The organism is Paenibacillus sp. ICGEB2008 (assembly GCF_000307675.1).
Taxonomy (GTDB): Bacteria; Bacillota; Bacilli; order Paenibacillales; family Paenibacillaceae; genus Paenibacillus; species Paenibacillus polymyxa.
Window position 1 is genome coordinate 45404 of the sequence record NZ_AMQU01000031.1, and the last position, 15001, is coordinate 60404.

13 protein-coding genes are annotated in these 15001 nt (G+C 48.0%); 4 read left to right on the top strand and 9 right to left on the bottom strand.

All coding sequences use genetic code 11. The features are described 5' to 3' along the window. Positions 1-201 precede the first annotated feature (201 nt). The 7 genes from C400_RS0125050 to kduI all read right to left on the bottom strand — a co-directional run bounded on the left by C400_RS0125050 (position 202) and on the right by kduI (position 7308). Positions 202-789 carry a GNAT family N-acetyltransferase gene (locus tag C400_RS0125050; protein WP_017428643.1) on the bottom strand — a complete coding sequence of 196 codons (588 nt, stop codon included), beginning with the start codon at positions 787-789 and terminating at the stop codon, positions 202-204. Between the two features lie 70 nt (positions 790-859). Then, a complete protein-coding gene (locus C400_RS0125055) occupies positions 860-2221 on the bottom strand; it encodes an MFS transporter (protein ID WP_017428644.1) in 1362 nt (453 codons plus the stop codon). A 97-nt stretch (positions 2222-2318) separates the two neighbouring features. After that, on the bottom strand, positions 2319-3464 hold the full coding sequence (locus C400_RS0125060) for a winged helix-turn-helix domain-containing protein (protein ID WP_017428645.1): 1146 nt from the start codon (positions 3462-3464) through the stop codon (positions 2319-2321). Continuing rightward, the gene (locus tag C400_RS0125065) at positions 3445-4683 is read right to left on the bottom strand and encodes a CynX/NimT family MFS transporter (protein ID WP_017428646.1); all 1239 of its coding nucleotides are present in this window, start codon (positions 4681-4683) and stop codon (positions 3445-3447) included. The genes C400_RS0125060 and C400_RS0125065 overlap by 20 nt, the downstream gene beginning before the upstream one ends. 249 nt (positions 4684-4932) lie before the next feature. After that, positions 4933-5709: a 2-dehydro-3-deoxy-D-gluconate 5-dehydrogenase KduD gene (gene kduD / locus C400_RS0125070; RefSeq protein ID WP_017428647.1), complete on the bottom strand. Its 777-nt coding sequence runs from the start codon at positions 5707-5709 to the stop codon at positions 4933-4935. Positions 5710-5758: 49 nt separating this feature from the next. Then, positions 5759-6403: a bifunctional 2-keto-4-hydroxyglutarate aldolase/2-keto-3-deoxy-6-phosphogluconate aldolase gene (locus C400_RS0125075; protein ID WP_013373614.1), complete on the bottom strand. Its 645-nt coding sequence runs from the start codon at positions 6401-6403 to the stop codon at positions 5759-5761. 74 nt (positions 6404-6477) lie between these two features. After that, positions 6478-7308: a 5-dehydro-4-deoxy-D-glucuronate isomerase gene (kduI, locus tag C400_RS0125080; protein WP_017428648.1), complete on the bottom strand. Its 831-nt coding sequence runs from the start codon at positions 7306-7308 to the stop codon at positions 6478-6480. A 340-nt stretch (positions 7309-7648) separates the two neighbouring features. Between kduI and C400_RS0125085 the strand changes: the two genes are divergently transcribed. Next, positions 7649-8605, top strand: a complete 957-nt coding sequence (locus C400_RS0125085; protein WP_013373616.1) for a sugar kinase — start codon at positions 7649-7651, stop codon at positions 8603-8605. 181 nt (positions 8606-8786) lie between these two features. Here C400_RS0125085 and C400_RS0125090 read toward each other — a convergent pair whose 3' ends face one another. Together C400_RS0125090 and C400_RS0125095 are read right to left on the bottom strand one after the other, a co-directional pair. Next, a complete protein-coding gene (locus tag C400_RS0125090; RefSeq protein WP_016822717.1) occupies positions 8787-9800 on the bottom strand; it encodes a LacI family DNA-binding transcriptional regulator in 1014 nt (337 codons plus the stop codon). Between the two features lie 284 nt (positions 9801-10084). Then, on the bottom strand, positions 10085-11494 hold the full coding sequence (locus C400_RS0125095) for an MATE family efflux transporter (protein WP_016822716.1): 1410 nt from the start codon (positions 11492-11494) through the stop codon (positions 10085-10087). A 356-nt stretch (positions 11495-11850) separates the two neighbouring features. Here C400_RS0125095 and C400_RS0125100 point away from each other — a divergent pair, with 356 nt between their 5' ends. From C400_RS0125100 to C400_RS0125110, 3 genes are all read left to right on the top strand, one after another. Further along, a complete protein-coding gene (locus C400_RS0125100) occupies positions 11851-12858 on the top strand; it encodes an acrylyl-CoA reductase family protein (protein WP_017428649.1) in 1008 nt (335 codons plus the stop codon). Positions 12859-13115: 257 nt separating this feature from the next. Beyond that, entirely contained in the window at positions 13116-13667 is a 552-nt protein-coding gene (locus tag C400_RS0125105; protein WP_017428650.1) for an RNA polymerase sigma factor, read from the top strand. After that, positions 13636-15001: DUF4179 domain-containing protein (locus C400_RS0125110; protein ID WP_017428651.1), on the top strand; the 1366-nt coding region annotated here is incomplete at its 3' end. The genes C400_RS0125105 and C400_RS0125110, both read left to right, overlap by 32 nt.

Sequence of the window (15001 nt, forward strand, 5' to 3'; positions counted from 1 at the left end):
TAAACAGACCACAACTCGCAAAATAAAAAGGGAAACCCGACATACAGCACAGGTTCCCCTAAAAAGACATAAAGGAGCCTTGGTGACAGGCTCCTCCGATAATTCATATATTCATTTGATGTTGTCGGTCATCCTTGCGCAAACAAGCAACTTTATCTTTTAATTATACCTCTTCTGCAAACCCATGTAAACGTCATTGAGTCAACTCTCGGCTTTTTCCACGTACCGTGCACAGTATTCATGCTGCAGCATACTCATCAGAATCGAATCATGGTATTCATAATTGTAAAATAAAGCATCCCGCTGCACACCTTCACGTTGAAAGCCTACTTTTTCATAGCAACGGATGGCCTGTTCATTAAAATCAAATACATTCAGCTCAATCCGATGCAGGTTACAAATACCGAATCCATAGCCTAGCATGAGCACAAGCGCTTCGGTGCCGTAGCCTTTGCCTTGATCCCCATGCTCATTGATCGCAATACGGATATTGGCGCTGCGATTCAGGCTATCCATATCCTGTAGCGCAATATCCCCGATGACACGATCATCTTCCTGAAGTGCAATGAGCAGCAGCAGGCTTGAGGAATCCTGTCCTTTAGCTTCTATATAACGAGCAATTTGCTCTTTGGTAAAGCTTCGCTGTGTGCCCGTCAGCCTCCGCACTTCCTGATGAAACAACGTATTATAATACAGCTCGGTGTCCTCCACGTTAATGGGACGCAAGTACACTCGTGATCCTTCAAGCAGTCGTGCCACTGGCGTTGCGGGCGAATAATTTTGAGTCAACGTGATCTCTCCTATGCTAAAAATATTAATTGCTACAAAAATATAAATTGTCTTAAATGGAAGCAAACGATTACGCTAGATCGACATTTTGTTCAGTCGAAGGGGTAGGATCAGCAAGAGACTCGCGCCAAATTACAGATTGAAGCAGAAGTCCTGCCAAACCCAGGATTCCAACAGACATCCCGATCCAGACAAAAGCCGTTCCTGCCCCTGCTATTCGGATCAATACTCCCCCGGTAAGCGGCGAAATGACCATGATCGCTCCAATCACGGTACTTTGAATACCGAAGACACGCCCCACCATATCAGCAGGGGTTTTGGCTTGTAATATGTAATTCTGGGTGATAATGTACAGACCATTCCCCACACCTAGCATGGCCCCGATCGTAAGCAGTACGGGTAGTCCTGTCCCGGGCTGCGCCCAGCCTAAAGCGGCAATCGCTCCGCCAATCAGCACATAGCCTCCACCGAGTCCCCAGCCTGCGCTTATACGATTCAAGCGATTAAGCACAAGCATACAACCAACAGCGCCAGCACCTATGGCGGAAACCAGCCAGCCAAGCAGCGATTCGTTGCCCGGAGCGAGCACTCTCAGCAACGTAGGGAACTGGTAGTCGATCATAAGAATGGCGATCAAGCCGAACAGCCCGAATATGAGCGTATGCAAAAGCATTCGACTGCGCCAGAGGAACGCCCAACCTTCCCGCCACTGGCTGAAAAAACGGGATACGTGAGCAGGCTCTCCCTGCACCTTGGCATCATCAGCCCCATGCGCTGTAACCGATGTCGATTTTTCTAGCTGCTCGTCAGCAATCGCTTGCTGGTCTGTGCTGGCCAGCGCAGGACCGATTCCGCGCAGCGGCCATAGCAAGAGGCCGGAGCAGAGGCGCAGCAGTGCATTTAGGATAATGCATGCTTGCGGGGACAGCACAGTCAAGGTCATGGCGCCCAGCAAGGGTCCCGCCACTTTTGAAGCCTGATTGACCAGGCCATTCAGTGAGGTTGCACGGAATAGGTCGCCACTGGCGACTACTGTACGAGTCAAACCTTGCTGTGACGGCATTTGGAATACGCCAGCCGCCGCGCGCAAGCCGAGCAAAGGCAACAGCCACACCGGACCAGGGACGGCGAGAATCGTCAGCGTCAATAAGGCGACAGCTACATCGCAGCCGATCATCAGTCGGGCCTTATGTACCCGGTCGGCTAACGTGCCTGCAATGGAACCGAGCAGCAGACCCGGTAGCGCCATAACTACCGGAATCAGCGCAATCAGCATGGGATCGGCTTCCCAGCGGTAAGCTACAAGCACCTGAATGGCGATAGCATCAAACCAATCACCAAAGGAAGCAGCGGTATGTGCCGCAAACATCCGCCGAAAACGACCATTACGCCAAATGCTAGGCGTGGATTGCAATTCTTTATTTTCCTTCATTTCTACTCACCCTGCTCTCATTTTCTGCTTCTTTAGCAATAAGAACATTCTAGCGGGCCTATATCAGAGGAAAATCAGACAGCTAAGGAAGTCAGGCCTAAGAAAGGATCTGCTCCAGCCAGTGCCTTAGCACTGAACGATGCAGTGTTAAACTGTTGTCCCGGTCAAGCTGATCATACTGAGTCGCATACTTCTCTTCCAGCCTTGGATACGGGCTGCAAAGCTTTAAAAAACTACGAATTTGACTTATTGCTTTGATTTTTAATAGCTCCTGTTTCGCCATATCAAGGGTGACCAGCCCCTCATCCATGAGCCGCTCGGCCTGGTCTACATCTCCAGTACGCAACAGCATAAGTCCGCGCAGCAAGCGATAACGGCCCAGTTCGCGCAAATACGGAGCCTCTGACAGCATGCCTTCCAGACGATCAGACAGTTCGGCAGCCTTTTCCATATGATTGGCGACCAGATGCATGTACATCTCCATGAGCGCAACTGGCATCACAAATTTATCAAGATCATCCCGCTCCATAACCATGAAGGTCAGTGGTAGACCTTCCTGTGCGCGTTCAGGTTGTCCATTCTCCACATAAGCCTCCAGAATATTGAGGATACGTAATTCCCGCTCCTGATCACTGGACAGCAATCCGCTGGCAAGCGCTCGCTCACATAGGGCAAGCCCTTGATCCGTTACCCCTGCGGTGCACGTATAAAGCAGCAACATCCAATACAAACGGTCTGCGGGTGCAAAATCCTCTTGTTTCAAAAACCAAGCTACATCCGCCTGTACAAAACGGGTATACATTTGATAATAGGCAGACATTTGGAAACCCATCTGCTCCTGCTGTTCAGCCAGCGCTACGATGGAATCGCCTTGCCCCAGCAGGTGATACTTTCGGAAAAGTCCATGAACGGCGTCCTGTACTTCCTGATCGTGCAAAGAAGGATGATTTCGTGGTTGTATGGCAGTCAGGGTCAAGCTGTAGCCATATCCTCTGACCGTATGAATACGGAGTCCATTCCATGACTTAAGTTTTTTGCGCAATCTATAGATATGATCATCCACTGTACGCTCCACTGGATATTCCAGTGGCCACACACGATCCAGCAGTTGTTCCCGGGTGAACACCTGATTCCGGTTATCGTATAAAAAGCGCAACAATGCAAACTCTTTAGCCAACAACATAACACGATCTGCATTATAGACCACACTGTAGCCATCTGCATCAAATTGCAGCCTGATCATCCACCTCGCCTCCGACATATCGTTTCTTGGCTGCACCCAGCCCTGTAAACATAAGCAGAACACTCAGGCACAAGAGTAAAAGCAGCGGAATTGTCCAGCCTTGTGTCGCATCATGCAAATAGCCGAACAGCGTCGGCCCAGTCGCTGCTAGCAAATAACCAAAGGATTGCGCCATACCTGACAGCTCTGCTGCCTGCTGCGGTGTTCGCGTCCGCAAATTAAAGAACATCATAACTAGCGGAAAAGCAAAACCACCCGCTATACCCATACAAATGACCCAAATCACACTCCACTGTGTAGCCCCGAGCAGAAATCCACCCAGACCTATAAAATAGAGCGCAGCCATAATCAGAACCAATATCCGTTGATCCTTCACTCGCGCCGCCCAAATAGGCACAATAAAAGTAAATGGCATTTGCGAGAATTGCATCACAGACAGCATCCATCCCGCAGTCTCTGAATCCATTCCCTGTCCGCTCATCATTTCGGGAAACCAGGCAGCAGGAACATAGAACAGGGCAGATTGCAGCCCCATAAACAGCGTTACCTTCCAAGCCAAAGACGATTTATACACATTCACCGTTCGGGCAGATACTGCCGCTTGACTAGCCGTTCGACGCGCCTTAAGGAGCTGCGGCACCCAGAGTAAAATACCTAGGACTCCGACAATCGCCCAAATCCCCAAAGCACCGCGCCAGCCCATTCCTCCGTTCAGAGCCAGCGGTATACTCAGACCGGATGCTGTTGCAGCGACCACATTCATGGATACGGAATATACGCCGGTCATTAGTCCGCTGTTACGGGGAAATTCCTCTTTGATCAAACTGGGCAGCAAAACATTGCACACAGCAATAGCCAGTCCCAGCATCGCAGTCCCGACAAATAATGCAGTCACCCCCAGCGTCGAGCGCACTACAATACCTGCGGTCAACAGCAGCAAGGCCGCAAAAATAATAAGGGAAGACCCGAAGCGCCGCGACAGTTTGGCTACAAAAGGCGACAACAGTGCAAAAGCAAGCAGCGGGAACGTCGTTAACAGACCACTTAGTGTATTCGAAATATGCAAAGAATCCTTAATCAAACCGATAAGGGGTCCTACCGAAGTAATCGAGGCGCGCAGATTGGCACCTACCAGGATGATCCCTGCGGCAAGCACCCAAGGACCTGCATGCCACAACGATTTGTATACCAAAGCTCGTTGGTGTTGCTGTGAACTCATCTCTCCATTCTCCAATCCATTCTGTATTATGCTCAAAGGCTCCAACCAAGTGTAACGGCTGGAGCCTAGGCAATTTTTATCTCATTAAATTATAAAGGCATTCGTGCCATATGCATAGGACGGATCGACACAACGCCCCAAATCTTCATATTCAGCTTACAGGTTCATCAAACAAATAAAAGCTGCCTGAAAGGACAAGTTCCTTTTGAGGCAGCTTTCAGTTCATAGCTTCGATGTGATTGGCGCTGATTAACGTACCAGCCAGCCGCCATCCACCGCCAAGATATGACCATTCATGTAGTCCGAACCCTGACTGGCGAGGAAAACAACAACCCCCATCAGGTCAGACGGATCACCCCAACGACCCGCAGGAATACGTGACAAAATCTCTTGATTGCGATTCTCATCCGCACGAATTGGAGCCGTGTTCGCCGTAGCAATATAACCAGGGGCAATCGCATTAATCTGAACGTTATGAACCGCCAGTTCGTTCGCAAATGCCTTGGTTATGCCAGCTACTGCGTGCTTGCTTGCTGTATATGGCGGAACGAACTTGCCGCCCTGGAAAGCAAGCATAGAAGCAACATTGATAATCTTCCCGCTTTTTTGCTCTACCATTATCTTCGCCACTTCCTGGCTCAAATGGTATACAGCATTCAGGTTGATTTCCATAACAGCGTCCCAATCTTCATCTTTATACTCCAGCAAAGGAGCGCGGCGGATCGTACCCGCGTTATTGACAAGGATATCAATTTTGCCAAATTCCTTGACACACTCTTCTACAAGTTTTTTAATGGATGCTTTTTCAGTCAGGTCAGCCTGGTGAAAAGCAATCTTCACACCCGTTGGCTCCAGCAGACGTCTTGTTTCTTCATAATCATCATTGTTAGCTACAATGAACAGGTTTGCGCCTGCTTTGGCCAAAGCTACGGAATATCCTTGACCTAATCCACTGTTGCCCCCTGTTACAATCGCCGTTTTACCTTTTAGACTAAAAAAATCCAATGAAAAATCGTCCAGACCCATGCCTACGCCTCCATCACAAATTAGTATAAAAACCTATATTTTCTGAAGCCTACAACGCTGCACGTACTTCTTTGTATTTAGCCACATAACGCGCTGCATTTTCTGTGATCAAGTCGTAGCGACCTTCCTTGGCTGGAGCCGTCAAATTGCCTCCAATTCCCACGGCCACACAGCCGTTACGCAGCCAGGTTTCCATATTATCCAGATCAACGCCACCGGTTGGCATAATCTGCACGTGAGGCATTGGCCCTCTCACGGCCTTAACAAAGTCCGCCCCCATCGTATTGCCCGGGAACAACTTCACAACATCACTACCCAATTTCATGGCTTCCTTGATCTCATTCAGCGTCATGCAGCCAGGCATATAAGGAATCGCATACAAATTGCATAGCTTCGCTGTTTCTTCTTCAAAAGAAGGACTTACGACAAATTCTGCTCCGGCCAGAATAGCAATTCTTGCCGTCAGTGACTCCAGTACAGTTCCTGCACCAATAACGGCCCGATCCTTAAATTCGTCTCTCAATCTTCGAATGACCTGATCCGCATCTGGCGTGGTAAACGTAAGCTCAATATTATCCAAGCCGCCTTCAATACAGGCTTTGGACATTTGATACGCTTCCTCTGCTGTGTTTCCCCGAATGACTGCGACAACACCAACCGAAGTAATATGTTCCAAAACTTTCTTTTTCGTCATGTTCCTGATCCTTTCCACGAATGGGATGACCATGGTTCCTCAGCCGCTTGCAGGTCTACGTTCCAATGCAATGATTAACGCAACTCGCTCATGGCTACCTGATCCATGTCCTTGTATGTTTTATTTTCACCGGCCATGCCCCAAATGAAGGTATAGCTGCCTGTAGCTGCACCGCAATGGATAGACCAAGGCGGAGAAATAACGGCTTCATCATTTTTCATGACCAGATGGCGTGTTTCGTTCGGCTCACCCATCAGGTGGAACATTCTGGCGTTTTCGTCCAGTTCAAAATAGAAATACACTTCCATGCGACGGTCATGAACATGTGTTGGCATGGAGTTCCACACACTGCCGTTCTCCAACGTGGTCATCCCCATAACCAGCTGGCAGCTTTGAATGCCTTCGTCATGGATAAAGCGACGTAACGTACGGTTATTGGCTGTTTCTTGCGAACCCAGACTTTCAGACGGCACATCGGCAAAAGACTGCTTCGTCGTTGGATACGTGGTATGAGCCAAGGCTGAAACGATATAAAATTTCGCAGGCTTTTCGCTGGAATCGCTTTCAAAGATCAACTTCTTAGCACCTTTACCTACGTAGAGACAGTCTTTTGTGGCCAGCTCGTAAGTTTCACCATCCACCTTGACCGTACCGCTGCCGCCGACATTAAAAACACCCAGTTCACGGCGTTCCAGGAAAGTTTCCGCTTTGATTTGATCGCTACCTTCCAGTGCAACAGATTTATTCACGGGATGAATGCCCCCGATAATGACACGATCTTCATGCGTATAGACCAGCTTTACTTCCTCAGGTACAAAAAGCTCCTGGATCAGATAGTGCTGACGCAACTCTTCAGTCGTAAAATGCTTGGCATGTTCGGGATGAGTTGAATAACGCATTTCCATAAAAACATTCCTCCTGTTTAGATAAACTTTTTTATCAACGGAATTGTTATAAAAGCGGTTTCTAACTCTACTTCTTAGCTAGAATTGTAATAATTATCTAAGAGTGTGTCAACCCAAAACTTCATCATTCCTAGAAAAAGCCTTAATATTCGCGGATTTTTACACGATTTTTACCTTTTGATAAACAAAATCATATTTTTTTATCTACATTGCCCAAAAAGTTTTTAGCAAATATATCAACTTACTCATTGTGAAAAACCGATTTATGTGATAATTTCATTTTATTCAAGCGGTGCATACGCTTATAGATTTAGTTTACTAAACATAAGGAGGAATTCAAATGACCGCAACATTGGATGCTGTTACCTTTGGAGAACCCATGGCTATGTTTTACGCCAATGAAGCAGGCTCTCTGGATGAGGTGCGTTCATTTACCAAAGCGCTGGCCGGGGCGGAGACGAATGTTTCGGCCGGTTTGTCGCGTTTGGGGCTACGAGCTGGACTCGTGACCAAGCTTGGCGAGGATACGTTCGGCAAGTTCATTGCCGATGCACTGCGTCAGGAGAAGATTGACACCCAAAATGTCATGTTTACCAAAGACCACTCTACCGGGATGCTGATTAAATCCAAAGTTACCAGCGGCGACCCTGAGGTCGAATATTTTCGCAGGCATTCCGCCGCTTCCACACTAAGCATTGCTGATTTTAACGAAGCTTATTTTGCCGGGGCTCGCCACCTACACTTTACAGGTATTTCTGTCGCACTTTCCCCTGAATGCCGCGACTTCGCTCGACATGCGAAGCAGTTTATGAAAAAGGCAGGCAAAACCGTATCCTTCGATCCTAACCTCAGACCCAAGTTATGGCCTGACACACAAACGATGGTGGAGGCGATTAACGAAGCATCCGAGGGTTGCGATTGGCTGTTGCCAGGCATCCATGAGGGTAAAATACTAACAGGCTATACTTCGCCTGAAGACATCGCTTCGTTCTACCTCGATCGCGGCACCTCGCTGGTGATCATCAAGCTGGGAACCGAAGGCGCCTATTACAAATCCGCAGATGCAGAGGGATATGTCAAGCGTTTCCGCGTAGATCATGTCGTGGATACTGTCGGCGCAGGTGACGGCTTTGCCGCAGGTGTGATCAGCGCGCTGCTGGAAGGATTACCCCTGGCTGAAGCGGTCAAGCGTGGTAATGCACTTGGTGCGCTGGCTGTCATGTCGGCTGGAGACATGGACGGCTATCCGACACGAGCCGAATTGGAATCTTTTTTGCTCAGCGCCAGCACGAATTAGTCTGGGCTCATTCCCCGCATAACCTTCACCGCTACGAGCGCAAGCTCAACAAGGACGCATCCAAGTCAGCCTTAACTTCCAATAGCCCGTATTCACATTTGTGTGACCTGAGCAGCATGCGCATACTCAGGTCACACAAAGGAATACGGGCTATTTTTATAATATGTGGCATGGTGCTCATCTACAGCGTTTTGACAGATTCTCCTCGATTGATATCCGGCACAAATCGGTAAATAATCGGAACCGACTCGCCGCCTTCCTCAATGCTGGACAACAACGTTTTTGCCGCCTGTTTCCCCATATCCGCAATCGGTTGTGTAATGGTCGTAATTGGCGGATTGTAAATATGAGCAAACTCCGCATCGTCAATCCCGATAATGGACAGCTCTGCCGGAATGCGTATACGGCGAGCATTCACATACTTCAACACCTCAGCCAACACGATATCATTCCCGGCCAACAGTGCAGTCGGCGGCTCCGGCAGTTGGAACAGCTCCTTCAGCGTCTGCTGGATTTCTTCTCTCGGCACGCTGTGCATATATTCTTCACGAAATGGCAAGCCATGCTCCTCCAGCGCCTTCTTATATCCGCTGAGCCGCTCCACTCGTGGAGTAATCCGATTCAAGCCAAGAGGCAAGGTAATCAACGCAATTCGTTCATGCTTGTGAGCCACAAGTTCCTGAATCGCCAGCTTAATCGCCATTTCGTTATCCAACAGCAGGCTACGTGTATTGACACCGTCCACCAAGCGGTCCAAAAACACCAATGGATATTTTTCACGAATGAGCTGGTTGTAAATGTCTGCATGCTTTCCTGTTGGGAAGATGATTAGGCCGTCCACTTGACGGGCCTTGAGCATCTCAATATACTGACTTTCCTTGTCAGGGTTTTCATCGGCGTTGCAAATGATCACCTGAATGCCAAAGCGCTGCAATTCCTCCTCAATCGCACGGATAGACTGAATCGACAGCGTATAATCAATGTTGGCTACAATGACTCCCACCATAAACGTCCGGTTTTGCTTCAGGCTGCGGGCTAGTCCGTTAGGCTGATAGTTCAGCTCTTGAATAACCTCGGCGATCCGGTCTTTGGTTTGGTCGCTCATATATTTATATCGTTTGTTCAGAAATTGCGAGACAGTGCTTTTAGACACTCCCGCCTTCTGGGCAACATCTTCAATCGTCGGCTTCTTCATCGGTACACTCCTTGTCTTTCATGTACTGCGTTAGTGCAACAAAAGTATATCTTTCTTTTAGTAAATTTACCATACTTCTATTTATGAATGCCATTATGATATATTCTGAGCTTAAAACTTACCTGTGGCGCCACTGCGCGTTTTTTTCATAACAGTTCCTGGTTCTCTGCTATTTCCTCTCTATGCAGCAAAAAGAGGCAGCTCAAGATGTTCTCTTGAACTACCTCCACGTATACAACTCTATCGAAAAGCTAGATTCTAGCTAACCCGAATTATTACTTGGATTAGTGCGCCGGAACAGGCGTTGCAGGCTGATCTGGTGTATCGTGCTCGACCAGCGAATGCTTCTCCCATAACCGGCTTCTCCAGCGGGCATACATGATGACAGCACGAGTCCATTCATCAGCAGCAATCGCCAGCCACACACCAGCCAGTCCCATATCCAGCTTGAATACCAGCAGATAACCCAGCGGCAAGCTCATGCAGACCATGGAGATCAGACCCATAAAGACCGGGAACTTGGCATCTCCAGCAGCACGCAACGAGTTAATAATGACGATATTCGTCGTCCGGCCAGTTTCCAGCAGAATGCTAAGTAAAATAACCTGTGCACCCAAACGAATAATCTCAGGGTTTTCCGTAAACAAACCGAGCAGGGGTACACGGAAAAAGATAACTATCGCATCAATGATCACAGTCACGAGCAGCGCCCATTTCACACTGCTCAATACACGTTTATAAGCCGTATCCTTCTCTCTGGCTCCCACGAGTCTTCCCACTACGATAGCTGTTCCCATACCAACTGCCATACTGAACAAATAAATATAGCTCGAAATATTATTGGCATATTGACGTGTCGCCATTGCTTCTGCGCCCAGATAGGTCACGTACAGTGTGAATATGAGCTGACACGACTGATACATGATGGACTCCAGCGCGGATGGTACACCAATACGCAATATTTTTGAGATAAATTTTTTGGATAAATGGACGTAATATTTCCACTCGACACGGACCTCAGTTACCCGGTACATCAGCCAGAAGAAGATCAAGAGACAAATAAAGCGGCTACCTACTGTAGAAATAGCAGCACCCTCTACACCGAGTGCAGGCATTCCCCAATGTCCCAAAATCAAAACATAGTTGCCGACCACGTGGATCACGTTCATAAAAACCGATACATACATCGTTTCTTTGGTAAAACCGTGCGTACGAATGGTCGCCGCCAGCGAGTTAATCAATGCCTGAAGGAAAATGGCCCCCCCGACGATACTCATATAGGATTCCGCGTAAGTCAGAATATCACCCTGGACATTCAGCCATTGCAACATATGAGTACCAAACACAAGAAAAATGACGCTTAGCAAAAGACCTACCATTAAATTCAGAGTAATGGCCGTACCCGTCACCTGGGCCGCTTCGACTAGTTTCTTAGAACCGATATATTGAGCTACGACGATAGCAGCGCCGTTGCCGATAACCTCCAGTACAAGGATAGCGATTGAAATAATTTGATTGGATGCGCCCACACCCGACACTGCATTATCAGATACAGAGCTGAGCATGAATGTATCGACGCTTCCCATTAGCATAAACAGGAACAATTCAAGGAAAATAGGCCATGTCAAACGGAACAAATTCAGTTCCTTGGCTTCGGACAATACCGAACCATTTTTTAGTGCTCTGGTTGTCATTCATTCACCTTTCTTCATAGAATATTTAACGATCAAAGGGTATGTTAGCACAGTCATTCTGAAAATACATCCCGTTTACGTAAAATGATTTGAAAAATGCGTAAGAATTCATTTATCACTCTCTTTATAATTGATTATCGAACTTTATTGAAATAGATTGTTGCAAGAATATATCCATAATCCGGTATTTTCGACGTAATTCTAAGCTAAAGGGTATAATAGATTAAGAGCTTGTGAGCATTGCCGCTGACAGGCTGTGCAGATTGTTGTATGCTGCATAAGCATAATTTGTATATTAGAGATGGAATATATAGACCATTCATAAGCTTAAACGGTAATAAAGGAGGCTTTTACAGATGACTCAGTCATTTCATGCCCTTGTCGTCGATCAGACGCAGGACGGTGAAGTTCAAGCAGAGGTTCGTTCTTTGGAAACTGGCAGTTTACCTGCTGGAGAGGTATTGATTCGTGTCGCTTATTCCAGTATCAACTATAAAGACGGGCTTGCCGCCCGCAAGGATGGCAATATTGTCAAAGCCTATCCATTCGTACCCGGCATAGATTGCTCGGGAACTGTCGTCTCCTCGGAGGATAGCCGCTTTAGCGAGGGACAAGCGGTACTCGTTACAGGCTACGGGCTGGGTGTGTCTCAATTCGGAGGATTCAGCCAATACGCGCGTGTGCCTGCGGACTGGGTAGTTCCGCTTCCAGACGGACTCACGCTGAGAGAGGCGATGATTTTCGGGACAGCCGGATTTACCGCAGCCCTGTCGTTATATCGGCTAGAGCAAAACGGCGTTGCACCGGAGAAGGGCAAGGTACTCGTCACCGGAGCAACGGGTGGCGTAGGCGGTGCAGCCATTGCCTTGCTGCACAAGAGGGGCTACCATGTCGTAGCCAGCAGTGGCAAAGCCGAATCGCATGATTACCTCAAGACGCTCGGAGCAGCCGAGGTTATTTCGCGTGAGGAGGTCTACGACGGTGCCGAGAGCATCCGACCGCTAGGCAAGCAGCTTTGGCAAGCGGCTGTAGACCCTGTAGGCGGAAAGCCGCTCGCTTCGCTGCTTAGCCAGATCGCCTACAACGGCTCTGTTGCCGTGAGCGGCCTGACAGCAGGCACCAAGCTGCCTACGACGGTGCTGCCGTTTATTTTGCGCGGTGTAAATCTGCTAGGCATAGACTCTGTCTTTTGCCCCTATGACACCCGCGTAGCGATCTGGAAGCAGCTCAGCAGTGACTGGAAGCCGGAGCAGCTGGAGCAGCTCGTTGAGCGCGAAATTGGCTTGGCTGACCTGCCAAGCGCGCTCGAAGACATCCTGGCAGCCCGCTCACAGGGTAGAACGATTGTACGGCTAGCTGATTAAGCGGGATTATGCCCGCAAGCTATCCGTTAGCGTGTTTTTGCCCCGAAGGAGTGCTCATCCCGTAGGGGCTAGCAATGAAACATATAAGAAGCCTGTAAATCTGCAGTTTTGAGATTTACAGGCTTCTTTTTTTGTGTGGTACATTGGATAAAAAGTGGACACATTCGAAGCGGACGATCTATTTTTCACAACCAAATGAACCTTTTGAGGACTCCAGTTGTTATATAGGTAAACTGCACGAGAAAGGAGAGCCATCATTGCAAAGTAATCGAGAGTTGTTTGATCTGTATCAACGGGATGTATACCGAACCTGCTATTACATGGTCCATAACGCCTCGGATGCAGAGGATTTAACGCAGGAAGTGTTTATTACTCTGTTTCGGAGCAATCGCGAGCACATCGAGCAACTAAAAGCCTGGATCATGAAAGTTACGGTCAATCATTGTCTGAACCATATTAAACGCCAAAAAAGCATGCATTTGAAGGTAGCAGCTAACCCCCATCTCTTTACTGGAACAGAAGGCAAGCCTGTGGACAGGCAGGTGGAGGAACGCGAGTCGGCTGAGGAATGGGCCATTTACATGAACCGCCTTCCGGCCAAAATCCGTGCTGTGCTGACACTTCGCTATATGCATGATTTCACGCTAGCGGAAATATCGAAACTGCTGGAAATCCCGCTGGGAACCGTCAAATCCAGGACACACAAAGGACTAAAGTTAATGGAGCAAATACTGCGGGAGGCTGGTGCACAGATTCCCAAGCTGGAAGGAGAGAACTATGAACAACGTAGAAAAGGTATTGAAGCGTAAGCTAAATGAAGATTCGGAAATAGCCTATCCTGACTTCGATGAGATGTGGAACCGGATGGAACAGGTAGGATATACTGCCCCTACGCTAACCGATGCTTCCGATTCATTCACTCCACACCAACATAGAAATTGGCGCAAAATAGCCATCGCTGCCTCCCTGAGCGCACTTCTCGTTGCCGTTCCCGTCTATGCCGCCATTCATTATAATTGGGGCAATCTGCTTCACGGAAGAAGTGGAATTGAGACAGCATTAGCTCAAGACCTGGGACAGCCATTAGAACAGTCTGTAACCAAAGACGGAATAAAGCTGACGTTGCATACCGCTATTGTCGATGAGAACCGGACTGTAATTCTGTACAGCCTGGAGGTTGGAAAACGCGCAGACAACGAGTTTTGGAATGTCAAAGGGGTATCGCTTAAAAATGCTGCGGGAAAAAGTAGTGAAGGGGAATATAGCTTCCAACAATGGGATGAGAAAAACCAACGCTATAACGGCTACTTTGAAAGCGATTGGACACCGCAGCAAGAAACAGAAAACGTGCGGCTGACCGTGGATCATATTGAGCTTACCAGCGTTCAGGAATTGGATTTGCCGCTCGATATCACATCGCCTCAGAAACAGACTTTCAGGCTAGATCGTAACGGTCTACAAGATATGAAGGTACAGGTATTCGAACAAGGTAAGGACAAGCTGATGCTGTCATCAGCAATTACCTTCGATTCCTCCATACCAAAAGAATGGGACAATCCGCAAATTATTGCCTACAAAGATGGGAAGCCTGTGAACCCCCAATCTGGGGGGACATTTGGTACACCCGGTGAGAACGGAGAATACACAGCCCAGCAGTATTTTACTAAAGGGGATATACCAGAAGGGCAGACTACTTTTAAACTGCAATATGCACAAACGGAGAAAAGTATACATGAACCCCTAAACTTTGACCTGCAGCTAAGCAAGAAGAAAATGGAGAGCGGGACGATTAAAAGTGTGCTGAATACCCCCTTGGAGAACGGTAATCCGAATTTCATGCTGGAACAAATGATTGTCACACCGACACAAATCCGTGTCACGATCAGAAGCGAAAAGAAATTCGCCATGTTGCCTTATCAAAAATATTTTCTTTCTGTGAACGGCACAACGTTAGAGGGTAATCGTTGGTCTTCACCAGATCAGGACCACGATCTGAATACGATCCGTTTTGAACGGCCGGCCCATCTTGCGATTACCCGAGATACTCCCATTACTTTTACAGGCAAATACAAGGTTACGACTCATTCGGATGACAAAACGCCGCAGCATTTGACTGATATTTCTGAGCAAAAGCAGACGATAA